This window comes from Planktothrix sp. PLAVEN19ND (assembly GCF_057220675.1).
Window position 1 is genome coordinate 3,795,858 of record NZ_CM170132.1, and the last position, 25,806, is coordinate 3,821,663.

General features: G+C 40.0%; 22 protein-coding genes. 16 read left to right on the forward strand and 6 right to left on the reverse strand.

Annotated elements, in window-relative coordinates:
- Positions 1 to 165 precede the first annotated feature (165 nt).
- Entirely contained in the window at positions 166 to 1,548 is a 1,383-nt protein-coding gene (gene tig / locus AC2D3N_RS16330) for a trigger factor (protein ID WP_484691503.1), read from the forward strand.
- 192 nt (positions 1,549 to 1,740) lie between these two features.
- Here the strand turns inward: tig and AC2D3N_RS16335 are convergent, their stop codons facing one another.
- A complete protein-coding gene (locus AC2D3N_RS16335) occupies positions 1,741 to 2,109 on the reverse strand; it encodes a response regulator transcription factor (protein WP_079678271.1) in 369 nt (122 codons plus the stop codon).
- Between the two features lie 221 nt (positions 2,110 to 2,330).
- Between AC2D3N_RS16335 and purH the strand changes: the two genes are divergently transcribed.
- Positions 2,331 to 3,878, forward strand: a complete 1,548-nt coding sequence (gene purH / locus AC2D3N_RS16340; protein WP_484691504.1) for a bifunctional phosphoribosylaminoimidazolecarboxamide formyltransferase/IMP cyclohydrolase — start codon at positions 2,331 to 2,333, stop codon at positions 3,876 to 3,878.
- 85 nt (positions 3,879 to 3,963) lie between these two features.
- Positions 3,964 to 4,593, forward strand: coding sequence for a tetratricopeptide repeat protein (locus AC2D3N_RS16345; protein WP_079678269.1), 630 nt, complete (start codon positions 3,964 to 3,966; stop codon positions 4,591 to 4,593).
- Positions 4,594 to 5,049: 456 nt separating this feature from the next.
- On the opposite strand, the gene AC2D3N_RS16350 is transcribed toward AC2D3N_RS16345, so the two are convergent.
- Together AC2D3N_RS16350 and AC2D3N_RS16355 are read right to left on the reverse strand one after the other, a co-directional pair.
- Entirely contained in the window at positions 5,050 to 7,947 is a 2,898-nt protein-coding gene (locus AC2D3N_RS16350; RefSeq protein ID WP_484691505.1) for a cadherin-like domain-containing protein, read from the reverse strand.
- Positions 7,948 to 8,238: 291 nt separating this feature from the next.
- Entirely contained in the window at positions 8,239 to 9,015 is a 777-nt protein-coding gene (locus tag AC2D3N_RS16355) for a pentapeptide repeat-containing protein (RefSeq protein WP_079678267.1), read from the reverse strand.
- Between the two features lie 193 nt (positions 9,016 to 9,208).
- On the opposite strand from AC2D3N_RS16355, the gene AC2D3N_RS16360 reads away from it, so the two are divergent.
- The 11 genes from AC2D3N_RS16360 to AC2D3N_RS16410 all read left to right on the forward strand — a co-directional run bounded on the left by AC2D3N_RS16360 (position 9,209) and on the right by AC2D3N_RS16410 (position 20,473).
- Positions 9,209 to 9,598 carry a hypothetical protein gene (locus tag AC2D3N_RS16360; RefSeq protein WP_484691506.1) on the forward strand — a complete coding sequence of 130 codons (390 nt, stop codon included), beginning with the start codon at positions 9,209 to 9,211 and terminating at the stop codon, positions 9,596 to 9,598.
- Between the two features lie 365 nt (positions 9,599 to 9,963).
- A complete protein-coding gene (locus tag AC2D3N_RS16365) occupies positions 9,964 to 11,403 on the forward strand; it encodes a DUF5009 domain-containing protein (protein ID WP_484691507.1) in 1,440 nt (479 codons plus the stop codon).
- Between the two features lies 1 nt (position 11,404).
- Complete coding sequence (cobU, locus tag AC2D3N_RS16370; protein WP_484691508.1) at positions 11,405 to 11,968, forward strand: bifunctional adenosylcobinamide kinase/adenosylcobinamide-phosphate guanylyltransferase; 564 nt, start codon at positions 11,405 to 11,407, stop codon at positions 11,966 to 11,968.
- 63 nt (positions 11,969 to 12,031) lie between these two features.
- Complete coding sequence (locus tag AC2D3N_RS16375) at positions 12,032 to 12,688, forward strand: SanA/YdcF family protein (protein WP_079678263.1); 657 nt, start codon at positions 12,032 to 12,034, stop codon at positions 12,686 to 12,688.
- Between the two features lie 55 nt (positions 12,689 to 12,743).
- Positions 12,744 to 13,385, forward strand: coding sequence for a transaldolase family protein (locus AC2D3N_RS16380; protein WP_484691509.1), 642 nt, complete (start codon positions 12,744 to 12,746; stop codon positions 13,383 to 13,385).
- Between the two features lie 129 nt (positions 13,386 to 13,514).
- The gene (locus tag AC2D3N_RS16385) at positions 13,515 to 14,030 is read left to right on the forward strand and encodes an inorganic diphosphatase (protein ID WP_079678261.1); all 516 of its coding nucleotides are present in this window, start codon (positions 13,515 to 13,517) and stop codon (positions 14,028 to 14,030) included.
- Positions 14,031 to 14,188: 158 nt separating this feature from the next.
- Positions 14,189 to 14,548, forward strand: a complete 360-nt coding sequence (panD, locus tag AC2D3N_RS16390; protein ID WP_484691510.1) for an aspartate 1-decarboxylase — start codon at positions 14,189 to 14,191, stop codon at positions 14,546 to 14,548.
- Between the two features lie 285 nt (positions 14,549 to 14,833).
- Positions 14,834 to 15,742 (forward strand): MBL fold metallo-hydrolase, encoded by a 909-nt coding sequence (locus AC2D3N_RS16395; RefSeq protein ID WP_484693768.1) that lies wholly within the window; start codon positions 14,834 to 14,836, stop codon positions 15,740 to 15,742.
- Positions 15,743 to 15,814: 72 nt separating this feature from the next.
- The gene (locus tag AC2D3N_RS16400; RefSeq protein WP_484691511.1) at positions 15,815 to 16,387 is read left to right on the forward strand and encodes a cytochrome C; all 573 of its coding nucleotides are present in this window, start codon (positions 15,815 to 15,817) and stop codon (positions 16,385 to 16,387) included.
- A 54-nt stretch (positions 16,388 to 16,441) separates the two neighbouring features.
- On the forward strand, positions 16,442 to 19,219 hold the full coding sequence (locus AC2D3N_RS16405; RefSeq protein ID WP_484691512.1) for an ATP-binding protein: 2,778 nt from the start codon (positions 16,442 to 16,444) through the stop codon (positions 19,217 to 19,219).
- A 3-nt stretch (positions 19,220 to 19,222) separates the two neighbouring features.
- Entirely contained in the window at positions 19,223 to 20,473 is a 1,251-nt protein-coding gene (locus tag AC2D3N_RS16410) for a sensor histidine kinase (protein ID WP_079678256.1), read from the forward strand.
- On the opposite strand, the gene AC2D3N_RS16415 is transcribed toward AC2D3N_RS16410, so the two are convergent.
- The gene (locus tag AC2D3N_RS16415) at positions 20,458 to 20,847 is read right to left on the reverse strand and encodes an ArsR/SmtB family transcription factor (protein ID WP_484691513.1); all 390 of its coding nucleotides are present in this window, start codon (positions 20,845 to 20,847) and stop codon (positions 20,458 to 20,460) included. The genes AC2D3N_RS16410 and AC2D3N_RS16415 overlap by 16 nt on opposite strands.
- 164 nt (positions 20,848 to 21,011) lie before the next feature.
- Between AC2D3N_RS16415 and AC2D3N_RS16420 the strand changes: the two genes are divergently transcribed.
- Positions 21,012 to 22,157, forward strand: coding sequence for an alkene reductase (locus AC2D3N_RS16420; RefSeq protein ID WP_484691514.1), 1,146 nt, complete (start codon positions 21,012 to 21,014; stop codon positions 22,155 to 22,157).
- Between the two features lie 167 nt (positions 22,158 to 22,324).
- Here AC2D3N_RS16420 and AC2D3N_RS16425 read toward each other — a convergent pair whose 3' ends face one another.
- Entirely contained in the window at positions 22,325 to 22,654 is a 330-nt protein-coding gene (locus tag AC2D3N_RS16425; protein WP_484691515.1) for a hypothetical protein, read from the reverse strand.
- Positions 22,655 to 23,118: 464 nt separating this feature from the next.
- Between AC2D3N_RS16425 and AC2D3N_RS16430 the strand changes: the two genes are divergently transcribed.
- On the forward strand, positions 23,119 to 24,462 hold the full coding sequence (locus AC2D3N_RS16430; RefSeq protein ID WP_079678253.1) for an AAA-like domain-containing protein: 1,344 nt from the start codon (positions 23,119 to 23,121) through the stop codon (positions 24,460 to 24,462).
- Positions 24,463 to 24,585: 123 nt separating this feature from the next.
- On the opposite strand, the gene dnaN is transcribed toward AC2D3N_RS16430, so the two are convergent.
- A complete protein-coding gene (dnaN, locus tag AC2D3N_RS16435; RefSeq protein WP_079678252.1) occupies positions 24,586 to 25,761 on the reverse strand; it encodes a DNA polymerase III subunit beta in 1,176 nt (391 codons plus the stop codon).
- Positions 25,762 to 25,806: the final 45 nt, after the last annotated feature.

Genomic DNA, 25,806 nt, shown 5'->3' on the forward strand with positions numbered 1-25,806 from the left:
GAACGGAATCTAATAAACGGTCACACAAGGGCGCATAATCAGTTACGATCACTATTTGAGTACACAACCCGACATTAGCAATCTTACCTTGCTAATCCGGTGATTATGGTTCCCCCGCGAGTTAAATATGTTGGGGGTGTTGAATTCAGAATATCACGATTTTTTATGAAAGTAACCCAGGAAAAACTTCCCGCAAGTCAAATTGGATTGGACATTGAGATTACCCCTGAGATGTCTAAAAATGCTTATGAGCAAGTTGTTCGGAAGATGAGCCGTTCGGTGAATATTCCTGGGTTCCGCAAAGGCAAAGTGCCTCGCCACATTTTGGTTCAGCGCTTGGGTCAGGAACGAATTAAGGCGGCTGCGTTGGATGATTTGATGAACCAGTATTTACCCAAAGCTGTCGAACAGGAGAATATTCCGGCGATTGGCAACTTTGAGCCTCAAGGCGATATTGATCAACTGATTCAGCAATTTGAACCCGGACAAACCCTGACGATTAAAGTGGTTGTAGATGTGGAACCCGAGGTGACACTCGGTCAATACAAGGGCTTGACTGTCCAAGCCGAAGAAGTTAAGTTTGACCCCGAACAGGTAGAACAGGTATTAAAACAGGAACAGGAAAAAAGAGCTACCTTAATTCCGGTTGAAGCTAGACCCGCCCAATTAGGGGATGTGGCGTTTGTTGATTTTAAAGGGTATTTTACCCAAGAGTCGGAAACGGGCGAACCGGAAGAAATTCCGGGTGCTAAGGGTGATAATTTCCAGGTGGATTTGGAGGAAGGTCGGTTTATCCCTGGTTTTGTTGATGGCATTGTGGGCATGAATTCTGGAGAAACCAAAACCTTAAATCTGAAGTTTCCCGATGAATATGGGGATAAAGATGTTGCTGGGAAGGATGCCACCTTTACTATTACTCTGAATGAGATTAAGGAAAAAGAACTCCCAGAGTTAGATGATGAGTTTGCCGAAGAAGTAAGCGAGTTTTCTACTTTAGCGGAACTGCGGGAATCTTTGGAAAAGCGGTTTCAAGGGGAAAAGGACGACCAAACCAAAGCCAATCAACGCAAAGCCTTAGTGGATGCTTTAGCAGAAACCATTGAAGTCGATTTACCTGAAACTTTAATTCGTCAGGAAGTTGACCGACTGATTACTGAACAGGTGATGCAGTTGAGCAAGATGGGGTTAGATGTTAAACGGTTATTCACGGGGGAAATGGTGCCTCGTCTGCGAGAACAAGCCCGTCCAGAGGCAATTGACGCTTTGAAGCGGTCTTTAGCTTTGAAGGAAGTCGCCAAACTAGAATCTTTGACCGTCACCGATGAAGAAATTAAAGCCGAAGAAATCAAAGTTCTTTCAGAACTTAAGGGTCAAGATGTTGATCCTCAACGGTTGCGGGCTTTTGTGACGGAAGATTTAGTTCAACAAAAAACCTTCACCTGGTTGGAAGAAAACTCAACTATTGAGTTAGTTCCCGAAGGGACTTTAACCCCTGAAGAAGATGAAGAAGATGAGGATGATGAAATTGATAGTACCGAAGAAGAATAATCTGCGGGACGACTATTCAGTCATCAGTTAACAGTTAACAGTTATCAGTTAAGAAGTTTACAGTTAATTTATTAACTCCTCAACTGATAACTGTTTAACGGGTACGGGCGGGTTATTTTAGATAGGAGTTAATCACCTCAATCTGGATGAACCCGCCCCTAAAACTGATGACTGATAACTGATGACTGATCCTTACCTCCGTAGCAGTTGTTTGATGGTACTCAACAGTTCTTCAGGACGGAAGGGTTTGGAAATATAGGCATCCGCCCCCTGTTTCATTCCCCAGTAGCGATCAAATTCCTCACTTTTACTAGAACACATAACTACAGGAAGATTCTGGGTTTTGGGATTTTTTCTAATATGGCGACACAGATCATAGCCATTCATATTGGGCATGACAATATCTAATACGACTAAATCCAGTTGTGTAACCTGTTCAATTTTTTCTAAGGCTTGAACTCCATCTTCGGCTGAGATCACCTCGATCCCACTGTCTCGCAACATCTTAGCAATTATCTCTCGGAGAGCGTTGCTATCATCGACAATCATGACTGTAGTCATTTTTAATTTTGCCTATTAAAAGCTAGAATATATGGATTTTTGGGCTTGTTTTTACGTTTGTTGATCATATTCTAGCGGATTTCACTGACCAAAATATCTACAATCTACAAATTGAGTTCTTGAGGTCGGTTTTGTCATCGGTGGTAATGGGTAGGAACAGAAATTGAGCCAGTAGGTGCAACAATGGTAGACTGTTGTTTTTGAATTCGGAGTTTTGCCCCATGGCGCGTTTAGCTTTATTGAGTGTATCTGATAAACGAGGACTGATTGAGTTTGCTAAAAGCCTAGTTGAAGAATTAGGTTTCGATTTAATTAGTAGTGGAGGGACAGCAACAGCTTTAAAAGCAGCTGGACTTACTGTTACCAAAGTCTCTGATTATACGGGATTTCCTGAGATTTTAGGCGGACGAGTTAAAACCCTCCATCCTCGCATTCATGGGGGAATTTTAGCCCGTCGAGATGTTCCTCAAGATTTAAGCGAGTTAGAAACCCATAATATTCGCCCGATTGATTTAGTCGTGGTTAATCTTTATCCCTTTGAACAAACTATTGCTAAACCGGATGTTTCTTTAGCAGACGCGATTGAAAATATTGATATTGGTGGCCCTACTTTATTACGGGCATCGGCTAAAAATTATGCTCATTTAACTGTATTATGTAATCCCGAACAATATGGATCTTATTTAGAAGAATTTAAGCAAAAAAATGGGGAAATTTCTTTAGAATTTCGGCAACATTCTGCCTTAAAAGCCTTTCAACATACGGGAGCTTATGATCGGGCGATCGCAGCCTATTTAGAACAACAAGAACTCAATTCTGAATCTCCCTTACCCCAAAGTTTTGTCTTAGCAGGAACTCAAATTCAATCCTTAAGATATGGCGAAAATCCCCATCAACCGGCGGCTTGGTATCAAACCGGAACCCAGCCCACCGGGTGGGCGTCGGGTCAGATTTTACAAGGCAAACCCTTAAGTTATAATAATTTAGTGGATTTAGAAGCCGCTAGACGGATTATTTGTGAGTTTCCCGAGCAACCCGCAGCAGCCATTTTAAAACATACGAATCCCTGCGGTGTAGCCGTTGCTAATAGCCTATCTGCTGCCTATAAAAAAGCCTTTGATGCGGATTCAACCTCGGCTTTTGGGGGAATTGTAGCATTAAATCGAACTATTGATCAAGAGACGGCAACGGCTTTAAGTAAAACCTTTTTAGAGTGTATTGTTGCCCCTGATTGTGATCCAGAAGCTGCTCAAATTCTCAAGAAAAAATCTAACCTACGGGTGTTAATCTTACCCGATTTAACTCAAGGTTCAAAGGAAACAATTAAACTAATTGCAGGGGGGTTTTTAGTTCAAACCGCCGATGATTTAGTTGAACAATCTACGGACTGGAAAGTAGTCACAGAAAAGCAACCCACGCCAGAAGAATTAGAGGAATTAATGTTTGCGTGGAAAGTGGTTAAGCACGTTAAATCTAATGCCATTGTTGTGACTAAAAATCAGACAACATTAGGGGTGGGGGCCGGACAAATGAATCGGGTGGGGTCAGTAGAAATTGCCCTGAAACAAGCCGGAGACAACGCTCAAGGCGGTGTTTTAGGGAGTGATGCCTTTTTCCCCTTTGATGATTCAGTTCGCACGGCGGCGGCGGCGGGCATTTCTGCTATTGTGCAACCGGGAGGGAGTATGCGAGATCAAGATTCAATTAACGCAGCCAATGAGTTAGGATTAGTCATGGTATTCACGGGTATTCGTCATTTTCTGCATTAATTAAAATATGATCAATATTCCGATAGATAACAACCTGTCGGAATATTGTGAGGAAAAATTTTAAGATCAGATTACAATTACAAAGATGAAAACTAAACAGTTAAATTTCACCCAGGTAACAACAATAATTTTAGGAATAATTATTGTATTATCGTCGAAAGTACAAGCTCAAAATGATTTACCCACTCCCAGCGAGTTGCGGGGTAAACCCAGTGAAGCGGAACAGCAAAAGTTAGATAAGAAAGAATCTCGACAAGCAATAGTTCGTCAAGGAATTCAACTCTATCAAGCTAGAAATTATGCCGCTTCTGAAACAATTTTTCGTAAATTGGTAGAAAATCAACCCAAAGAAGCTAAATATCATTTTTATTTAGGAAACTCTTTATTTTATCAACGAAAAACTGAAGAAGCCACTCAAGCCTATCAAGAAGCTATTAGTTTGAATCCTCAATATGCCCTAGCTTATAATGGTTTGGGATTTTTACACGCTAGTCAAGGACAATGGGATGAAGCGATCGCCCAATATCAAAAAGCCTTAGAAATTAATCCTGACTATGCGGAAGCCTTAAAAAATTTAGGGGACTCCTTCTGGAAAAAAGGCAATACCGCCGAAGCGACGAATGCTTGGAAAAAAGCCCTGGAATTATATACACAACAGGGGAATAATAAAGCCGTCCTACAACTTCAAGAAATGTTAAATAAAACCGCACAATAATATTAATTGTAGGGGCGGGTTCCGTCACAATTTATAATTCCTACAGATCACCTTTATAAACCCGCCCGATTACTACTTATTTCCTATTATATAGCAAGTCTAAATGGATTGTACAAAATGACTCACGGTAATTGTTAATCGCAAAAAATATTTATATTCCCCTGTAGGGGCGAGGCGCGCCTCGCCCCTACGATGAATTGGATGTCAAACTATTTATACAATTGATTTAGACTTGCTATATTAAGCTGTTGTGCATTTAAACTGTATATTCTAGGGAGCGAGGACGCTCCCACTACAGGGATGGGGCAATTTCCTAATCACAATTATAGGTGCACAACAGCTTAGGAGAAAACCACAACTACTACCAAAAAAAATCCCCCCGATTTAACAGAGGGATAACGATTAAAGTTACTAATTCCTGGTGATTAATCACTCAATTTTCTGTGAATAATTCACTTATACAACCGTCAACGGAAATACCTGTGAACTGGTATCGGAGGATGAATTAGAAACAGTAAACTGGAAACTATCTGAAGATGCACCAGTAACGGCGGCAAGATCATAACGGAAAATTGGCGAGCCACCCATAGAACCAGATGGAACATCAAAACCTCCTTGAAGGGAAGTGATAGCGATTTTTGTTTCCGGGTCGAATTCTATGCGGGTCGAAATATTAAAGTTCTGTTCTGTTAACTGGGTTGTTGTCTTAGTTAACAGATCATAACGGAAGATTTCTATATCATCGACATTACCATCTGCTTCGCCATCTTTAGCTGACCACAATAGACCTAATTCTGGATCAGAAGCGGATAAAACGCCTTGCAATTTACCCAGGGTCGTCAACTGAGTTGTTTCACCCGTAACAGGATCATAGCGGAATAAATTGTCTGTGGTGAAGTAATCACCATCACCAGTTGTTTCCCCTGTCCAGATCACACCTAATGACGGATTAAAATCTCCTAGTGGAAGTTGATTGTTTTGAACATCGGGGTTGCTGATTTCTGTGACTGTGTTTCCATCAGTCAAAAAGATTTTACCTGTTTCCGTTTGATTTGCTCGGTTATAGGTACTAATAATAAACTTCTGATCATCAAGTTTTTGCACTCGCTCAATTGCAGCAAAGTTCTGATTTGTTAATTTTTCTGTGGTTGTGCCATTAAAACGGTAGAGTTCCACACCTGAACCATCATCACCTTTCCAGTAAACATCATTTGACTTTTGTGAGTTGTATGAACTATTAGTATAGATGAAGGAATTCTGGGTACTTTCGGACGAAAGTGTTTTAATCTCGTTCGTCTCGATGTTGTAACTCAAAATCTGGTCTGTTGTTCCATCTGACACTTTCCAAGCATAGAGATTTGATTGATCATCTCCAATTTTTTGAAATTGAAAGATGTCAGTATAGTTGTTGTTAGTAATTTTAGTTGTGGTTGTTCCATCGGAGCGGAATAGTTCAAACCCACTCCCATCGTCACCTGTCCAGAAGAAAGTAGGAGTATTAGAACTATTAGTCGTTAACAGTTGTCGATTCTTGGTACTCTCGTTACTGAGTTTAGTTGTGTTTGTGCCGTCGTAGAAGAAAATATCTCCTTCAAAAACCGTAGGATTTTCAGGACTTGTAGATGGATTTGAAGCTGCAATGAAAAACTGGTCATTTGGAACCGCATTAACGTTGAGAAATTCAAAGTTAAAATCGGGAGTTAACTTTGTGGTTGTTGTTCCATCAGATTTATAAACTGCGGAACTCTCTCCTTTCTTAGCATCAAATAACAAGACATCTTTACCGTTGACAGGAGTGGCTCCAAACTTAGAAGTATAGCCGATGCGAGTAAAATCCTCATTCGTGTATTGAGTTACGGTCTGACCATCATAAGTCCATAGTTGTTGATAACCATTACTATCTTCACCTGTGAACCGATAGGTTACCTTACCGTCTTGACTGTACTGAAACCCGATGGGCTGATTCTTAGTGGTATTCGGACTGATAGAAGTTGCTGTTGATTCCTCAATCTTCACAATATCCTTATTCTCACCAACACCAAAATTAAAGGCATGAAACAACACAGGGTTGGAGGAATTGGGATTACTTGTGTCACCAAGAGGATAGGCAATGGTATAGAGGAAGTCCGTGAAGCGAGTGGTTTGACTGCCATCATAGCCAAAGATTGCTTGTTCATCTAAGGTAGGCCCTTCTAGCCAGAAAACCTTAGAACCGACAAAACTAAAAGAACTATGATAGGGATGGGCAGCATCGCCACTAATCAAAACAGGTTCAGCTTTAGTAGTAGATACGGGCTGAGTTTGGCTATAGGTAAGTTTGCCTTGATCAATATCGGCTTGAGTAAAGGTTGCATTACTCCCTAATACAGTTAGATCTAACTTGAGTTCCCCTAATTGGGGTGCATTAGTCAGAGTGTAAACAATCTTACTTGGATCAGTTTCTTTGTCATCAGTAAACTTGAGTTCCGTTTGGCTGATGGTTTTGGTTTCGCCCTCCGCTACCTGTAACCCTTTGTTCGCCTCTACTATTGGTGAATTAGAGACACCTGGTTCTGGAGTGGGTGCTGGGGTTGGTGCGGATGTTGGTTCGGGAGTCGGTGCTGGTGTTGGTGCGGATGTTGGTTCTGGGGTTGTTTCTGAAGTGGGTGCGGATGTTGGTTCTGGGGTTGTTTCTGAAGTGGGTGCGGATGTTGGTTCTGGGGTTGTTTCTGGAGTGGGTGCGGATGTTGGTGCCGGAGTTAGTGCCGGAGTTGGTGCGGATGTTGGTGCCGGAGTTGGTGCCGGAGTTGGTGCCGGGGTGGGTTCGGGAGCGGGTTCTGGGGTAACTTCCGGTTCTGGAACATCCGACACTAAAATACTTGTGTCAACACTACTGCTGTTAACCCCCTGAAGAATTGTAATAATTTCCAGGGTGTCTTTATGGCGGACAATTGTACCTCCTGAACCATTATCTTTAAACTCAATACTTTGAACCGAAATCCCCCGAAGTTGAATCAGATCTTGGCCGACTGTGAAATCAGTGATCACATCAGCGCTCACCAGGGCTAGTGAACCCGACTTTCGTGTAAAAACAAATACGTCTGTACCTAGTCCACCCGTTAGGGTATCTGAACCTGCATCGGCATACAAGGTATCATTGCCTTTACCTCCAAACAAACTATCATCGCCCTGACCACCAAATAAAACGTCATTTCCTCGTCCACCAGACAGAACATCATCCTCTGTATTGCCGAACAAGAGATCGTCTCCTTGCAGGCCAAAGAGGTTATCATTGCCTTCTAGCCCGATGATTTCATCGTTATCACTGGTTCCAACCAAAAAATCCTGATTAGTGTCATCTATTAGTCTGGCCACATTAACCTTCCTTTAAAAATAAACTATCCCTTTTAAGAATAAGCTTATTAGAGTAATGTTAATGTATTTTTTAATATATATTTATAATAAAGTTAGTGTTATGGCAGTCGCCATCAGGCTTAGGACATGGATTCTTTGCTTTCGCAAGGGACATGACCTATATTTTGTCCTAATCGCCATGTCCGTTGCTATATAAATAAGATACAAAACTTTTTATGTTTTCAGCATCATCTGTAGGAAGTCCCCACGTCTGACCGAGGGGCTGAAGAAGGGGACTTCACCTGGACAATATTAATTGAAGGGTAATTCTGGACTTTCAACCTGTTCTGAAGTCGGTGCAACCACACAATTAACAACATTTGTAATTACACAAACAAGGGGGGATAAATCCGTGCCTTGTAGCAGGCTTCCTCGGAGGGTTGTTTGAGATAATTTAGCCCGATCAATGTTAGTATCAGCCAAAATCGTAGCGGTTAAATTGGCATTTTCTAAAACTGTACGATCCAGATTAGATTTGCGTAAATCTGCACCCAATAAATTAGCCCTGGTGAGATTTGCTGCTTCTAAATCCGTCTGAAATAAAAATGCCTGACGCAAATCAGCATTTTCTAAATTGGCTTGATTGAGATAGGATTGGCTAAAGTTTGTACCGACTAAACTCGCATCTTTTAAATTCGCCTTGATTAAATTTGCCTGAGCTAAATCGGCTTGGGAAAGATCCGCTTCTCTTAAATCTGCCCGTTCTAATATAGTATTCCTTAAATTAGCATCAAATAGGTTAGCCGATGCTAAATTAGCTTGAGTTAAATCGGCATGATATAAATTGGCTTGATTCAGATTAGCACTGCGAAGATCAACCCCTCTTAAATCGGCTCCTTGCAGTTGAGCTTTAAATAAATTAGCCCCCCGTAAATCAAACTGTTGCAGATTTGCCCCTCTTAAATCACATTCGGGACAGCGATTTGTGGTTCTTAATTGTTGCAAATCCGATTCATTTTCCGCTTGAGCGACGGTCGCCAATCCCAATGTAGATAGAATAACAGACAATGCCAAGGTTTTAAAATTCATTATCCTCACTCCGTTTCTTTAGTATTTCTGCTCAATCGTTTCTAACCCTGGGGTTATCAATGGGTTGAGCATTTGCCCAAATTCTATCACAAACAGCAGAAGTGACAAGATTTTTTTAACTGAATGATTGCCATTTTAGAAAATAGGAGTAAAATTAAGTTGTAGTTAACTTAACTTTTTTTCAGGGGAAATTATGGACAATGGAACTTATGAGTTTAATGAATCTCAGAATCAACTGATTTTGGATTTGTCTAAAAAAATGTTATTTGTGAGTTACTTTCTAATTGCTGGTGGAATATTAGGAGCTATTGGTGGAGTTATTGTGCTTCTGAAAGGAGGATTCGGTGAACTGGTACAGGGAGTGATTCTGTTAATTACTGGAATTTGGACAATTAATGCGGCAAAAGCGTTTAAATTAATTGTAGATACTCAGGGAAATGATATCGAAAATTTGATGGGTGCTTTGGGACAATTGCGGAAACTTTATACTCTGCAATATTGGCTATTTTTGATTGCTATAATTTTTATGGCAATTGCTTTAATTCTGACTCTGATATTTGGTATTGCAGCAGTTGGAAGTTAATCTATAGCAATCCTAAATGAATTGTACACTCATAATGATCGGGGTTATTAAAAAATACCTACATTCGTCCTGTAGGGGGACGGCGCGTCCATCTGTGTCAACTTAACGCTAAAAGTAGGCGATCAAACCAGAATTCACGCTTATCTGATCCCAAGTCAATGATCCCCCCTAACCCCCCTTAACAATCGGGGGAACAGGAGATCCAAGTCCCCCTTTTTAAGGGGGATTTAGGGGGATCTAATCTCGGCTATAATCGGGGGTTTTCGGCTGAAGTTGACACCAATGGGCGCGCCGTCCCCCTAAGATTATTTGGATTAGCTATTTGTACAACTGATTTAGACTTGCTATATATAAGGTTGACTCCAATGAAATTAGCCTATCAATATCGATCAAATATTAAACGAATAGATGCGTTAGATACCCTGCGAGGGATGGCGGTTTTAGCAATGGTTTTATCCGGTGTAATTCCTTTTGATGGAACTTTACCCGCTTGGATGTATCACGCCCAATTTCCACCTCCTAACCATCAATTTAATCCTAAAGTATCTGGACTAACTTGGGTAGATTTAGTCTTTCCTATCTTTCTATTTTCTTTAGGAATAGCGATTCCTTTAGCCTTATCTCGACGGTTATCTCAAGGATGGAAAACCGTTGATATTATTATAGGAATTTTAAAACGGGGATTTTTATTAGCTACTTTTGCGATTATTTTACAACATTTTAGACCAACAGTTATTAGTCCTGAACCTAATTCCGAAAAATGGCAACTCGCCTTAATCGGATTTGGAGTATTATTTTTAATGTTTGTACAATTACCTAAGTTTATTCCTAAATGGTTGAATTTGGGTTTAAATTTAGTCGGTTGGGGGGCGGCGATCGCAATTTTAACTCAAATTCAATATCCCCATGATCCTAAATTTCCTGAATTTTCTCTCTATCGGAGTGATATTATTTTATTGGTCTTAACTAATATTATTGTTTTTACTTCTTTTATTTGGTTATTCACTCGAAATTATCCCCAATTTAGGATCGGGTTACTAGGAGTTTTATTAGGTTTGATTCTATCTAAATCCGCCGGGGGATGGATAACAGATATTCTATCAATATCCCCGATTTCTTGGTTATATAAATTTGAGTATTTAAAATATTTGTTTATTGCGATCCCAGGAACTTTTGTGGGGGAAGAAATCATTAATTATCAACAGGTTGATGATCAAGATATCCCGAAAAATTGGAACCCATTTCGCTTAATTGGAATTGTGATTGTCATGGGACTGATTATTTTAAATTTACTCATTGGTTTACAGTCTCGCTTACTCCCCCAAACCACAGGAATTAGTTTAATTTTATTGATTTTCGGTTATCGTTTACTTAGGGAACCCCATCATCCCCTGGAACTTTTATTATATCAAATGTATCAATGGGGAATGTATGGGTTAATTTTAGGATTAGCTTTTGAACCCTATCAAGGAGGGATAAAAAAAGATCCGGCCACCATGAGTTATTTTTTTATTACCACGGCGATCGCTATTTTTCTGTTGATGATCTTAACAATTTTGATTGATGGTTTCCAGCAAAAACCCTGGTTTCAGTTATTCATTGATACGGGTAAAAATCCGATGATTGGTTATATTGCTTTTGCTAATTTATTATGGCCAATTTTAGAGCTAAACGGTTGGACAGCTAAAATTGAAGCCCTAACTAATACTCCCACTCTGGGCTTTTTGCGAGGATTATTTTATACTATAATTATAGCACTATTTGTGAGTTTATGTACAAGATTAAAATTATTTTGGAAAACTTAATATGAGTTCTTTGATTATCCCTTCTGAATTAATAGTAGTAACTGGCCCAGCCCGCTCAGGGAAAAGTGAATGGGCGGAAACCTTAGCCATACAGTCTGAAAAACAAGTGATTTATATTGCAACTTCTCAACGAGATCCCTCGGATCAAGAATGGCAAATCAGGATTCAAAAACATCAAGAACGTCGCCCGATGTCCTGGGAAATTTTAGAAGTTCCGATAGACCTAACCGCAACCTTAGAAAAAATATCGAGTCAAAATACTTGTATTTTAGTCGATTCCCTGGGAACTTGGTTAGCTAATTTGTTAGAGCAAGATGAAGTTAACTGGGAAAATACGCAGGATCAATTATTAAAAATATTAGATAAACTTCCAGGAACTATCATCTTAGTAGCCGAAGAAACTGGATGGGGAGTGGTTCCCGCCTATGTCATGGGTAGAACCTTCCGCGATCGTTTAGGGGCGTTAGTGCGTCATTTAGGGGCAATAGCGAACTCCGTTTATCTGGTGACAGGCGGTTATGTTTTGAATTTGACCCAACTGGGTTCACCCTTGGAGTCAAAATAACCGTTTTGCTGATACCCTATTCCTAAGCTAAACTTTGTCTCTACCACGGTTAACTTCAATCTTATGCCTAAATGGTTTATCTTGCACTGGCGTTTTCTGGGTTTATTAATGGTTTTGGGAACAATATTAGTCCCTTTTTTGTTAACGATTTATATTAAAACCGTCACGAATAATCGTCGATTTACGCAACCGGAAACCGTCCCGAATGAACCCGTGGCGATTGTGTTTGGGGCAGGAGTTTGGGCGGATGGAACCCCGACACCAATGTTAGCAGATCGAGTGGAAGGGGCAGTAGAATTATATCGTTTGGGGCGAGTTCATAAAATCTTAATGACGGGGGATAATGGGACTCCCGAATATAATGAAGTGGTGGCAATGCAGCAATATGCAGAACGTTTAGGAGTTCCGAATAAAGATATTAAATTAGATTATGCTGGATTTAGTACCTATGAAAGTTGTTATCGGGCTAAAGCAATCTTTGGCGTAGAAAAGGCGGTTTTAATTACTCAAAAATATCATCTTCCTCGGGCGGTTTATACCTGTAATAAATTGGGCATAGACTCGGTGGGTTTAGGCACGCCGGACTGGGGAAAATTCAGAAATGACTCCATGAGATTCTATACCCAAAGAGAAATTTTAGCGGTGATGAAAGCGATCCTAGAACTGCACATTATTCGCCCTAAACCCACCTTTTTAGGGCCATTTGAAGGAATGTCATGAATCAGTTAAGAGTTGACAGTTAAGAGTTAGCCAACACCTAAAAAGAATTAAATCTATGGCTTTATATTTGGATTCGGCAATTATTTCGGAAGCACAAATAGTTAAAGATTGGGGATGGGTGAAGGGAATTACAACTAATCCTACTTTATTAGCCAAAAGTGAATTATCGCCGGAAGAAACCTTAAAACAGTTAAAACAATTAATTTCGGGGGAAATCTATTATCAATTAATGGCATCGGATTTTCAGGGAATGGTAAGAGAAGGAAAAAAAGCCTTTGAATTGCTAGGAGAACAAACAGTTTTAAAAATTCCAGCGACCTCCGTAGGATTTCAAACCGTCGCGTATTTATCTCCCGAAATTCCCTGTTCTGTCACGGCGATTTATAGTGCCGCCCAAGCTGCTGTAGCGATGGAGGCGGGAGCAAAATATGCGATCGCCTATGTGAACCGGGCAACTCGATTATTAGGAGATGGTATTGGATTAGTAAAACAGATGAACGATATATTAACAGGAAGTCCGACTAAAATATTAGCCGCGAGCATTAAATCCCCCCAGGAAGCCGCTGCCACCCTACAAGCAGGAGCTTATCATTTAACCTTGCCCTTAGAAATCTTAAGGGCAATGACAACCCATGAATTATCAGAACAAACCGTTATAGAGTTTAATCAAAATGGTCGGGGAATCGGCGTCGGTTAAATGGGGATACTGAATTGATTTCGGTGGCAAACAGCCCAACCCCCCTTGGAGGAAATCCCCATCCCCTTTAGAATGTTAGAGGGGAGCTTTCCCCGATGTTGATGATTGTCCAAGCTTGGAGAACGATTCGTGGATTTATCGAAGATTGTGCCCCAACCCAAACCGGGTTTAATTAACGTTTTGATTGAGATTCCCGCCGGAAGCAAAAACAAATACGAATACGATAAAGAGTTACAAGCCTTTGCCCTTGATCGTGTATTGTTTGCCTCCGTCCAATATCCCTTTGATTATGGCTTCATTCCCAATACCCTAGGAGATGACGGAGATCCCCTAGATGGTTTGGTGATTATGGATCAACCCACCTTTCCCGGATGTGTGATCGCAGCCCGACCCGTGGGAATGTTAGAAATGATCGATGGTGGCGATCGAGATGAAAAGATTCTTTGTGTTCCCGCAGCCGACCCCCGCTACGCCGATGTAAAATCTCTGAAAGATATTCCCCATCATCGCCTAGAAGAAATTGCTGAATTTTTCCGAACCTACAAAAACCTAGAACGGAAAGTTACTGAAATCCTGGGTTGGCAGGATGTGGATCAGGTTGCGCCCCTGTTAGAAAAAGGGATTAAAGCAGCCAGTAATCAGTAATCAGTTATCGGTTATCAGTTATCAGTGGGAGACATAAAATCGGGATTTTATTGATTAACAGTAACTGTAAACTTTCTTCTGAAGTGATTACTGGTATACCAAGTGTGGTTGTGAAGTTTCTACACTGATTACTGATTACTGATTACTGATTACAGCAAATGCACCGAACACTACTCTACGCGAAGATTCATAACTGTACCCTGACCGCAGCCAATGTTAACTATGTGGGCAGTATCACCATTGATCAATCCCTACTCGATGCGGCTGGAATCTTGGTTCATGAACAGGTACACGTCGTGAATGTTGCTAATGGGGAAAGGTTTGTCACCTATGTCATTCCAGGTGCGGCTAACTCCGGGGCGATCGAATTAAATGGTGCCGCTGCTCGTTTAGGCGTTGTGGGCGATCGCTTAATTGTGATGTCTTATGCACAATTCCAGCCCGAAGAAGCTACTAATCATGAACCTAGAGTGGTTTTCGTGAATGAGAATAATTGCATTGTGGAAATTCGAGGCTAAAATGAGTTTAGCCCTGTGATAAAATGCAACAGGTTGTTGACCCATCTGTACGGCTGAATATACCCGCACCGGCAGCATGGCACTCCCCTTAACTTGCTGAAAAAATCAGGGAATCTTGAAACCCTTTGACTTCTAGGGCAGATAGAAACAAAAAAATTGAATATGCTCTTTGGGGCGCAGGGGAGTCCCCAAAAGAACACAGGGCCATTCAAAGCCCAAGCTGACACTTTACTTGATGTCGGTGTCGGTTCTGTCAACGTTCTACGTCCAAGGCTAAAACAAACGATGCCAGTTTCTGATCCTCCAGCCCAGAACCCACATTCTTCTGATCGAGCAACCCCCATGGACAAGAACTCTGCAACTGATTTTTCCGTAAGATTCTGGGGGGTGCGGGGCAGTATACCCACGCCTGGATCGCAAACGGTTGAATACGGGGGGAATACCTCCTGTGTGGAAATGCGCTTGGGTGGAAAACGCCTGATTTTCGATGCAGGTACCGGCTTGAGAGTCTTGGGAATGGATTTGCTCAAACAAATGCCCGTGGAAGCCTATCTGTTTTTTTCCCATACCCATTGGGATCATATCCAGGGATTTCCCTTTTTCGTTCCCGCTTTTATTCCGATTAATCGTTTTCATATTTATGGGGCGATCGCACCGGATGGCAGTACCATCAAAGATCGTCTCTGTGATCAGATGGTTCACCCCAATTTTCCCGTCCCCATCCATGTCATGCAGTCGGACATGAGGTTCTATGACCTATTTCCGGGGGATACATTAACTTTAGATGATATCAAAATTGAAACGGCCCCTCTGAATCATCCCAATGGGGCGGTGGGATATCGAGTTACTTGGCAAGGAAAAACGGCGGTTTATTGTACCGATACCGAACATTTTCCCGATCGCTTCGATGCCAATGTTTTGCGTCTAGCCAGGGAAGCGGATGTTTTTATTTATGATGCCACCTATACCAACGAAGAATATCACAATCACCAATTGCCTAGAATTGGTTGGGGACATTCCACCTGGGAAATGGGCGTAGAAGTCGCCAAAAAAGCCGGAGTCAAGCAGGTGGTTATGTATCAACATGATCCGTCCCATACCGACGAAATTTTGAATCAAATTGAAGCCCAAGTTCAGGCTGTTTTTCCCAATGGGATTGTTGCCCGCGAAGGGATGATCCTCAACCTAGATTAACTGACATTCTCCAAAGACAGTGCTAATCTGAGCTAGGATTTCAGTGATGTTGCCAGATCATTTGTCTTGGTTATGGGTTTTTTAAGTCAAAACAGAATTCAAAAGCAAAAGGGACGCTCTCCTTCCTGGGTATTAATTCTAATAGTCGGTATCTGGAGTATCGGTATTGCCTTGGGAATAACACAAACACCCCCCCTAGTCTCCCCAATAGTCCTGGCTGAAAACGCCCCCAGCCCCAATCAGATCGGGAGTGTGGACGGTATTCAACCCGCATATAAACTGGGATATGAAATTTATCTCAACACCTGTTCAAGCTGTCATATTCCGATTCCTCCCCAAGTCTTTCCCACCCAAACTTGGCAGCAAGTGATTCAAGATCCCCAACATTATGGTGCGATGCTGCAACCCTTGGAAGGGCCATCATTATTGTTAATGTGGAAATATCTCCAAACCTATTCCCGTCCCATTGCCCTCAAGGATGAGACCATCCCCTATCGTTTTAATCGTTCCCGTTATTTTAAGGCCCTCCATCCCCGGGTTGATCTTTCCCAACCTCTGACGGTGAATAGTTGTGTGAGTTGTCATCCAGGTGCATCGCAATTTGACTTTCGCAGCTTAACACCAGAGTGGCAAAATTCCCCTTAAGCTAACGGTTTTTATGACTCCAGTTTCATCCTCAAATTATCACCCCAATTGAATATGATATTATCATTGTTTCCCCTGTTTCGTCGATCTCATAAATCCCAAGGAATACCCCTAAGTTGGGTATTGGTTATTCCTTTTTTATTAGAAATTTTTATTGCTGTCGGTTTGACAGGTTGGTTAGCCTTTCGTCATGGAGAAAAAGCCATTAGGGAACTAGCCCAAGAAATCGAAAATGAAGTCAGTTCTCGGGTAGAACAACATTTAAATAATTATCTTTCTACACCTCATCAAATTAATCAAATTAATTCGGATGCGGTGAAATTGGGATTCTTGGATCTGCAAAAGTTTCCAGAGGTTAGTCAGTATTTTTGGAGACAACTTCAAGCCTTTGATGTAGGTTATATTTATTATGTATTACCCTCGGGAGAATATGCCGGAGCCGGATATTTTTTAGATTTGAATAAAGCTACTATTGATGAACTTTCTCCTCAAACCCAAGGTCGAGCCAATACTTACGCCACAGATGCCCAGGGCAATCGAACTAAATTGATGGCATCCTATGATAATTATAATCCTCGAGGTGAAGCTGCCTATACCGATGCAGTTCAGGCAAAAAAACCGATTTGGAGTCAAATTTATCACTGGGATAATTTTCCTGATATTATTTCTATTTCTGCGAGTTATCCCCTCTATAATGATCAAAATAATTTAATCGCAGTTCTGGTTTCTAATTTACGTTTATCACAAATTAGTGAGTTTTTAAAAAATTTAAAAGTAGGTGAATCTGGGCAAATTTTTATTTTAGAACGAAACGGACTGGTGGTGGCAAGTTCATCCTCAAAACCACCTTATAAAATGGTAGAAGGTGTGGCAAAACGACTCAGGGCTGCGGAAAGTCAAGATATCATTATTCGAGAAACTTTTAATGCTTTAACTCAAAAATTGGGTCAGGTTAGCTCCATCATGGAGCAGCATTCTTTACAAATTTCAATTAATCATCAAGATCAATTTGTTAAAATTAGTCCTTGGAAAGATCCATGGGGTTTAGATTGGTTAATTGTGGTGGTGATTCCTGAATCTGATTTCATGGGTCAAATTAATGCGAATACTCAAAAAACCATTATTCTTTGTTTAATTGCTGTAGGAGTTGCCATAGTATTTGGACTATTAACCTCCCATTGGATTACGCAAAAAATTATGCGTTTGAGTATTGCTTCTCGGGAAATTGCCAGTGGAAATCTCAGACAAAAAATTCGGATTAAGGGCATTAAAGAAATTATGCTTCTGGGAGATTCTTTTAACCAAATGGCTCAACAATTACAACAATCCTTTACGATTTTAGCCACTTCCAATGAAACTTTAGAACAACGGGTAGAAGAACGTACAGCACAACTCCAAACCGCGAAAGAAGATGCCGAATCTGCTAACCAATCTAAAAGTGAATTTTTGGCTAATATGAGTCATGAACTTCGCACTCCCTTAAATGGGATTTTAGGCTATGCTCAAATTCTACAACGACAACCGAATCTAACTCCCAAACATCTGCAAGGACTGCATATTATTTATGAGTGTGGTTCTCATTTATTGACTCTAATTAATGATATTTTGGATTTTTCTAAAATCGAAGCCAGGAAACTAGAACTCTATCCCGTAGATTTTAATTTAGAACATTGTTTATGGGGAATTAGTGAAGTTTGTCGTCTAAAAGCTGAACAAAAAGAATTAGAATTTAATTATCAAGTTCTAACTCCTTTACCTAAAGTTATTCATGCCGATGAGAAACGGTTACGTCAAGTTTTATTAAATCTATTAGGTAATGCCATTAAATTTACTGATACCGGGTCAGTTTGTTTTCAAGTGCAGGTTTTATCGGAATTAATCGAATCTGATTCTATCAAAATATATACAATAAGATTTCAAGTTGAGGATACCGGAGTGGGGATGAATACAGAACAAATTAAAAAAATATTTTTACCCTTTGAACAGGTGGGAGAACACGCCCGTAAAGCTGAAGGTACGGGATTAGGATTAGCTATTAGTCATCAAATTGTAGAAATGATGGCAGGCAAGATTAACGTTGAAAGTATTCCAGGAGTTGGGAGCAAATTCTGGTTTGATATCAATTTACCCGCAGCCAAAGATCAACCGCTTCATAAAACTAAAACTTCACAAAAAATGATCGGTTATGAAGGAGAAAAACAGACCATTTTGATTGTAGATGATCGCTGGGAAAATAGATCTGTTCTGGTTAATTTGTTAGAACCCCTTGGTTTTGGAGTCATTGAAGCAACTCAAGGACAAGAAGGGTTAGAAAAAGTGCGTGAATGGTATCCTGATATAATTATCACGGATTTAAATATGCCCATTTTGGGAGGGTTAGAGATGACTCGACAATTAAGAAATGATCCCGAATTTTCCGATCTGGTAATTATTGCTTCTTCTGCTTCCGTATTTAGTGCGGATCAAGAAGAATGTTTAAAGGCAGGTTGCAATGGTTTTTTGGCCAAACCCATACAAGAGGAAATTTTATTCCGTCAATTGCAAGAAGGGTTAAAATTAACTTGGATTTATGAAAATTCAGAACCAATAATAGACCAATCAAAAATACCTGTATCCGTTAATTCCTTAATGATTCCTCCTTCTCAAGAATTGATCAGCTTGTATGATTTTGCCAAAGGAGGTTACATTTTAGATATTCAAAATGAAGCAAATCGGATTAAACAGTTAGATACTCAATATACTGCTTTTGCTGATTATATGATTCAATTGGCTGAAGCCTTTGACGATGAACAAATTATCCAATTTATTCAACCTTATATTAATAATCAATAATCTATGAAAAATTCCTATTCCCATTCTATTTTAATTGTTGATGATAATTTGACGAATGTTAAGCTGTTATTAGATATTTTGAATCAATCTGGCTTTAGAGTTTCTATTGCCAAAAGTGGGGAAAATGCTTTACTAAAACTGCAAGAAACTTTACCGGATTTAATTTTATTAGATGTGATGATGCCGGGAATTGATGGGTTTGAAACCTGTCGTCAGTTAAAGGATAATCCTAAAACGAAGGATATTCCCGTAATTTTTATGACGGCTTTAAGTGACTTGGTGAATAAAGTAAAAGGGTTACAAGTGGGAGGAGTAGATTATATTACTAAACCCATCGAACCGGAAGAAGTATTAGCCCGAATTAATGTGCATTTACAATTAAGAAAAATGCAGCTTCAGTTAATTCAAACGGAAAAAATGTCTTCTTTGGGTCAACTAGTCGGGGGAGTAGCCCATGAAATTAATAATCCGATTAATTTTATTTACGGAAATATCTTTTATGCTCAACAATATGTGGGAGATTTACTCAAAACTATTAAACTTTATGAACAGTATCTTCCCCCTAATATTCCTGAACTTGAACAATGGTCTGAAGAAATTGATTTGGCATTTTTGAAAAATGACCTTCCCCACCTTTTATCCTCAATGGAAGTAGGAGCAAATCGAATTCGAGATTTAGTCCGATCTCTACGGGTTTTTTCTCGACTGGATGAAGCACAATTAAAAACCGTAGACCTCAAAGAAGGAATTGAAAGTACATTAATGCTATTAAGTCATCGTTTCAAACCTACTTCTCATCGTCCTGAAATTCAAGTGATTCGAGACTACGATAAATTATCGACTATTGAATGCTATGCTGGTGAAATTAATCAGGTTTTTATTCACTTATTGAATAATGCTATTGATGCCATTGAGAGTAAAGTCGCAATGTTAAAAAATCAGCCCATCACAGAGGATAAATTTGTCCCCAAAATCACTATTAAAATTGAACCTAACACCGATAAATCTCAATTAACGATTAATATTGGTGACAATGGAATTGGGATGTCACGGGAAGTAATCCGTCGTAGTTTTGACCAATTTTTTACCACAAAACCTGTGGGACAAGGCACGGGTTTAGGATTAGCAATTACCTATGCTATCATTGTTGATAAACACAGGGGAACCCTAACCTGTAGTTCTGAGGTGGGAGAGGGAAGCGATTTTACAATGACTTTACCGTTTTACCAGGAAGTAAATCATAACAGGGAATAGGGATCAGCATTACTCCTTTTTTGATCCGACTGCATTAACCCTTGAAAACACTCCTCTAAGACATTCCAATTAATCGAATTATACTTGGTTTGTCCGTCTTTTCTAATATGAATTAATCCCGCTTCTGCTAAAATTTTAGAATGGTGACAAAACAAAGCTAAACTAATTCCTGCCTGGGATGCCACCTCAGATCCACTCATTTCCTTTTGTTGTGCTAACATCTGAATCATTCGCAATCTTGTTGGATCACCCAAAGCGGCAAAGATTTTAGCTCGTTTTTCCGTATCACTGATGGTTACGGTTAAAGGTGAATAGGTATCGAGATTTTCGCAGGAGTCGGACATCATGGGTTTAAAGTAGGGCCATATTTCCATCCGTATCAACCACTTGACACGGATGCTGTATTATCCCCATTCTAACTCCTGTGAGCCCAAACTTAAATAGTTAAACAACCGCTTGACTTTTTTCCAGGAATGTTTTATCTTGATAATTAAACAGTTGTTTAACTACTAAACCAAGTCTGGGGCAAAAAAACATAATGAACAGTCAATTTAACCTATTTTCTACCTTCCAATTGGGTCGCTATACCTTACCCAACCGCTTAGTCATGGCCCCACTAACCCGCAACCGCGCCGGAGTCGGAAATGTCCCCGTCCCCCTCAACGCTGAATATTATGGACAACGGGCCTCGGCGGGATTAATTATTTCCGAAGCCACCCAAATTTCCCCTCAAGGAGTAGGCTACCCAGGCACACCAGGAATTCATTCGGCGGAACAGACCCAAGGCTGGAAACTCGTCACCCAAGCCGTTCACCAACAGGGAGGCCGGATTTTCCTGCAACTGTGGCACGTTGGCCGAATTTCCCATCCCTTACTGCAACCCGATGGAGCCTTACCCGTAGCCCCTTCAGCCATCGCCCCCGAAGGCACAGCCAGTACCCTGGAAGGGGAAAAACCCTTCGTCACCCCCCGAGCTTTAGAAACCGAGGAAATTCCTGGAATTGTAGAGGACTATCGCCAAGCGGCAGAAAATGCTTTAGCGGCGGGATTTGATGGGGTGGAAATTCATAGTGCTAATGGCTATTTATTGGATCAGTTTCTCCAAGATGGTACCAACAAACGCACCGATCAGTATGGTGGCACACTGGAAAATAGAAGCCGATTTTTATTAGAAGTGACGAGAGCAGTGGTGAGTATTTGGGGAAGCGATCGCGTCGGGGTGCGACTCTCTCCGGCGGGTTCATTTAATAGTATATCCGACTCTAATCCCGTAGCAACCTTTAGTTATGTAGCTAATGCTTTAAATCAATTTAATCTAGCTTATTTACATATTGTTGAACCGCGATCAAATGCCGATGCCCTGAATAATTGGGCTCAAATGGAGCAAACAGAAATTCCTTTAGCCGAATTAAACGCTGGATTTTTCCGTAACTATTTTAAGGGGGCAATTATCTCCGCCGGAGCCCATAATCGAGAGAGCGGAAATCAAGCGATCGCTTCTGGAAATGCCGATTTAATTGCCTATGGGCGGTTATTTATTTCTAATCCCGATTTACCCAAACGTTTTGAGATAAATGCTCCATTAAATCCTTATGATCGATCTTCATTTTATGGAGGAACAGAAAAAGGGTATACCGATTATCCTACTTTAGAAAAATTGCAATCCGTTGCCGTTAATTCATAATATGGCAGTCGCGGGCATCGCGGTTATGACTCATACTGATCCAGAAAACCTGATGGAGAAGTTCTTCCCCCCTGTTCCCTGCTATAGAAATTAGTTCTCAAAAATATAGGGGCTAATTAGCCCCTGGGGAATTATCATAGAATTTTACAGTTAAGAAACAGCAAAAATTAAGCGGCAATAGGGATATAGATTCTAGCATTTTCAATCCGATCAATAATTGCTTTAACTTGGGATAAATCATGGGATTCAAACCAATCATCGGTTAAATAATCGTAGGCTTCCCAAGTTTGAGTGACTTCAGGATCATAGCAGATAAACCATTCCCGATAGAATTCTCCTTGATCGATATCAGGACACAAAGAAAGCCATTCATCCCCAGTGAAAGTTTCAATCTTATTAATGATTTTTTGTAAATCTGAAATACTCAAAGAACTATCACAAGAGTTAGCGAAACTGGCAGTAGATTCAAAAGTTGTTAAAGTCAGATGGGATTTCATGGCTAAAAATTTAACTCGATGTTTTTACTTTACCGATATTTACTCCGGCAAATATGGGAGAGTGTGACACTATTTCAACTAGACCAGTTCCGAGTTATCTTATTGACACAACCCGACTCCAAAGACTAACCTAAAGTTCCAGGGTGCATTAGACAGATTAGAGAATGGCACAGCCATCTTGTTCGTGTTGGGAAAAACTGTCTAGGGTTTTAGTCGTTTCCGGTGAGTGAATTGGGAATCAGGACAAAATTAAGATCACAGCGGATTGCTATATATAGCAATAGGGAATAGGCAATCTCGCTATAGGTAAATACTTACTGTGAGCAGCTTTTATCTTTCAAGAATGTCCTAATAGATGTGGCGACTGCTATATTAATTAAAGTAACTCTGTATTTTAAATTTATTAAATAAAATACTCAGATTCAGTTATATAATTTATTAACATAAAAAATATTGGGGTTAAAATGGTCAAAAGTGTTGAAGAAATTTTGGGATTAACTGAAATGCTAATTACTGCTAAAGGTAAAAAATCTCTGAGTTATATTCAGAAAGTGATTTTAACAGAAGCCCTATTAGAAACAAAAAAAACCTATGATCAAATTGCCGAAGAAAATGGTTATTCTCCCAGTTATTTAAAAAATGGAGTCGCCCCGCATCTGTGGCAACTTTTATCCGATATACTAGGTGAAAAGGTCACTAAAACAAATTGTCGCTGTTTATTGGATAAAGAATTAGACGATAAAAATATCCCTGAAATTATTCCCAAGATTATTTTTCCTGAACATCAGAGTTTAGAATCCCCCGATGGCCAAGTTCCCCTTGATTCTATATTTTATATTGAGCGATCGCCGATCGAATCAATCTGTTATCAAGAAATTCAAAATCAAGGCACATTGCTGAGAATTAAAGCCCCTCGCAAGATGGGAAAAACCTCCTTAATGGCTCGAATTTTAGATTATGCTCAACAACAAGGGTATCATCCCGTGCGCTTGAGTCTCCATTTAGCCAGTAGCTTGATTTTTTCGTCTACAGACAAGTTCCTCCGTTGGTTGTGTGCCAATGTAACTCAACAGTTAGAATTAGAATCCAAAATTGATGATTTTTGGGATGAAGATGTAGGAACATTAGTCAGCAGTTCCCTATATTTTCAGGGATATTTATTAGAATCAATTCAAGAACCCATTATTTTAGCCCTTGATGAAGTGAATCAGTTATTTGAATATCCTTCCTTAGCCCGGGATGTCCTAGCCCTATTACGATCTTGGCATGAAGAAACCCGAGATATTAGCAATTGGAAAAAATTAAGGTTTGTAATTGTCTATTCAACGGATATTTACATTCCTTTAGACACCAATAAATCTCCCTTTAATGTAGGTTTGGGAGTTGATTTACTGCATTTTAATATCAATCAAGTTGAAACTTTAGCGCAACGATATGGATTACAATTAACGGCTCAAGAGTTAAAACAATTCACCGAATTTGTGGGGGGATTTCCTTATTTAGTAAGGGTGGCACTTGATCATAGTGTTCGCCATAATTTTTCCCTACAAGAGTTACTAGAAAAAGCCACCAGTGATACGGGAATTTATGCCGATCATCTCCACGAACAGTTATGGTTACTGGAGCAAGACCCAGATTTAGTCACAGCTTATCAACAAGTCATTAGTACAAATCAACCTATTAAAATTGAACAGGTGAAAGCGTTTAAATTAAAAAGTATGGGACTGGTTCATATTGATGGAAATTCAGTTATTCCCAGTTGTGAGTTATATCGTCAATATTTTCAGGAGTATTTTAGAGGAGAATGATGGAATTAAAGTTTTATATTTAATCTGAAAATTTGTTTTTTTTTACTCTCTATAGCGAGTTTAAATCTGTTTTATATCAGTATACAGAAACCGGGTTTGTCCAAGAAACCCGGTTTTTAGGAATTAATTCCTTAATTGTACAGGCATGACTAAATAAGTCATTTTAATCCCCCCTAACGGATTAACAATAACTGGAGTCGTGGCAGCATTCAATTGCAGGGAAACTTCCGAGGTATTAAATACTTTTAAACCCTCTAATAAGTATTTAACATTAAACGCCAATTCCTTGGGTTCATCCCCAGAAATTTGAGCGGGGAGAGATTCCAAAGCATTACCAACATCGGCAGCTTCTACGGATAAAGCAATTTGTTGATTAACATGATCAATGCTACATTTAACAATATCATTCTTCTGAGAAGCTAAAACCGCAATCCGTTCTAACGCACCGATAAATCCCCGCCGATCTAAATTAATTTGGTTGACAAATTGATGGGGAATCAACTGTTGATAAGCCGGATAAGCCCCTTCTAATTTACGAGTATTTAATCGTTGTTCCCCCAGTTCAAAAATTACTTGACTCTCATCAAATCGCAAGGTAATCACCACGGGAGAATCATCTTTAGACCCGCCGTGAGTATCAACAGTTCGCATCGCCACCATGCGTTCAACTTCCCTTAAAGCCCGGGCTGGAACTGTTACCTCAAATTCCTCTAATTCCTCATCGGGATCGGTTTCGCTTAAATTTTCCGTTTGCACAACTGCTAATCTATGACCGTCTGTTGAAGCAAATTCGATCGTATTATTTTGAACTTTTAAATGAACTCCAGTTAAAACCTGTTTAGTTTCATCGGAACTCGTAGCAAATAACGTCCCCTTCAATCCCGAAATCAAAGATTCCGCCGCCAAATGAATAGAATCGCCCGTTTCAATAGCAGGTAATTCGGGATATTCTTCCGCCGCCATCCCTCGAATTTGATACTCTCCTGAACTCGAAGTTAAATTAACAATGGCTTCCCCAACTTGATCATCAATGGTAATTTCTCCCCCGGGTAAACGGGAGACAATATCATTAAATAATTTAGCCGGGACAGTTAAGGTTCCTCCCTCGGTGACCGTCGCCTGCATACTCGCCCGAATCCCCAAACTTAAATCAAATGCAGTTAAATTTAACCGTTGATTTTCTTCGTCAGCATCAATTAAAATATTAGATAAAATTGGATGATTCGGACGGGATGGAATCGCCCTAGATACCCAAGATAAATTAGAACTTAATTTGTCCTGTTCAACAATAAATTTCATAGTTAACCTCCATTGGTATGTGTTAGCATAATCATAATGCCAACA

Bases quoted from the DNA above. Each gene is read 5' to 3' on its own strand.
- AC2D3N_RS16410 (WP_079678256.1), top strand. From the start codon at position 19,223: ATGAAAAATTCCTATTCCCATTCTATTTTAATTGTTGATGATAATTTG.
- cobU (WP_484691508.1), top strand. From the start codon at position 11,405: ATGAGTTCTTTGATTATCCCTTCTGAATTAATAGTAGTAACTGGCCCA.
- AC2D3N_RS16415 (WP_484691513.1), bottom strand. From the start codon at position 20,847: ATGGAAATATGGCCCTACTTTAAACCCATGATGTCCGACTCCTGCGAA.
- AC2D3N_RS16345 (WP_079678269.1), top strand. From the start codon at position 3,964: ATGAAAACTAAACAGTTAAATTTCACCCAGGTAACAACAATAATTTTA.
- AC2D3N_RS16365 (WP_484691507.1), top strand. From the start codon at position 9,964: ATGAAATTAGCCTATCAATATCGATCAAATATTAAACGAATAGATGCG.
- AC2D3N_RS16360 (WP_484691506.1), top strand. From the start codon at position 9,209: ATGGACAATGGAACTTATGAGTTTAATGAATCTCAGAATCAACTGATT.
- AC2D3N_RS16405 (WP_484691512.1), top strand. From the start codon at position 16,442: ATGATATTATCATTGTTTCCCCTGTTTCGTCGATCTCATAAATCCCAA.
- AC2D3N_RS16425 (WP_484691515.1), bottom strand. From the start codon at position 22,654: ATGAAATCCCATCTGACTTTAACAACTTTTGAATCTACTGCCAGTTTC.
- AC2D3N_RS16375 (WP_079678263.1), top strand. From the start codon at position 12,032: ATGCCTAAATGGTTTATCTTGCACTGGCGTTTTCTGGGTTTATTAATG.
- AC2D3N_RS16355 (WP_079678267.1), bottom strand. From the start codon at position 9,015: ATGAATTTTAAAACCTTGGCATTGTCTGTTATTCTATCTACATTGGGA.
- tig (WP_484691503.1), top strand. From the start codon at position 166: ATGAAAGTAACCCAGGAAAAACTTCCCGCAAGTCAAATTGGATTGGAC.
- AC2D3N_RS16335 (WP_079678271.1), bottom strand. From the start codon at position 2,109: ATGACTACAGTCATGATTGTCGATGATAGCAACGCTCTCCGAGAGATA.
- AC2D3N_RS16420 (WP_484691514.1), top strand. From the start codon at position 21,012: ATGAACAGTCAATTTAACCTATTTTCTACCTTCCAATTGGGTCGCTAT.
- panD (WP_484691510.1), top strand. From the start codon at position 14,189: ATGCACCGAACACTACTCTACGCGAAGATTCATAACTGTACCCTGACC.
- AC2D3N_RS16400 (WP_484691511.1), top strand. From the start codon at position 15,815: ATGGGTTTTTTAAGTCAAAACAGAATTCAAAAGCAAAAGGGACGCTCT.
- purH (WP_484691504.1), top strand. From the start codon at position 2,331: ATGGCGCGTTTAGCTTTATTGAGTGTATCTGATAAACGAGGACTGATT.
- AC2D3N_RS16395 (WP_484693768.1), top strand. From the start codon at position 14,834: ATGCCAGTTTCTGATCCTCCAGCCCAGAACCCACATTCTTCTGATCGA.
- AC2D3N_RS16380 (WP_484691509.1), top strand. From the start codon at position 12,744: ATGGCTTTATATTTGGATTCGGCAATTATTTCGGAAGCACAAATAGTT.
- AC2D3N_RS16430 (WP_079678253.1), top strand. From the start codon at position 23,119: ATGGTCAAAAGTGTTGAAGAAATTTTGGGATTAACTGAAATGCTAATT.
- dnaN (WP_079678252.1), bottom strand. From the start codon at position 25,761: ATGAAATTTATTGTTGAACAGGACAAATTAAGTTCTAATTTATCTTGG.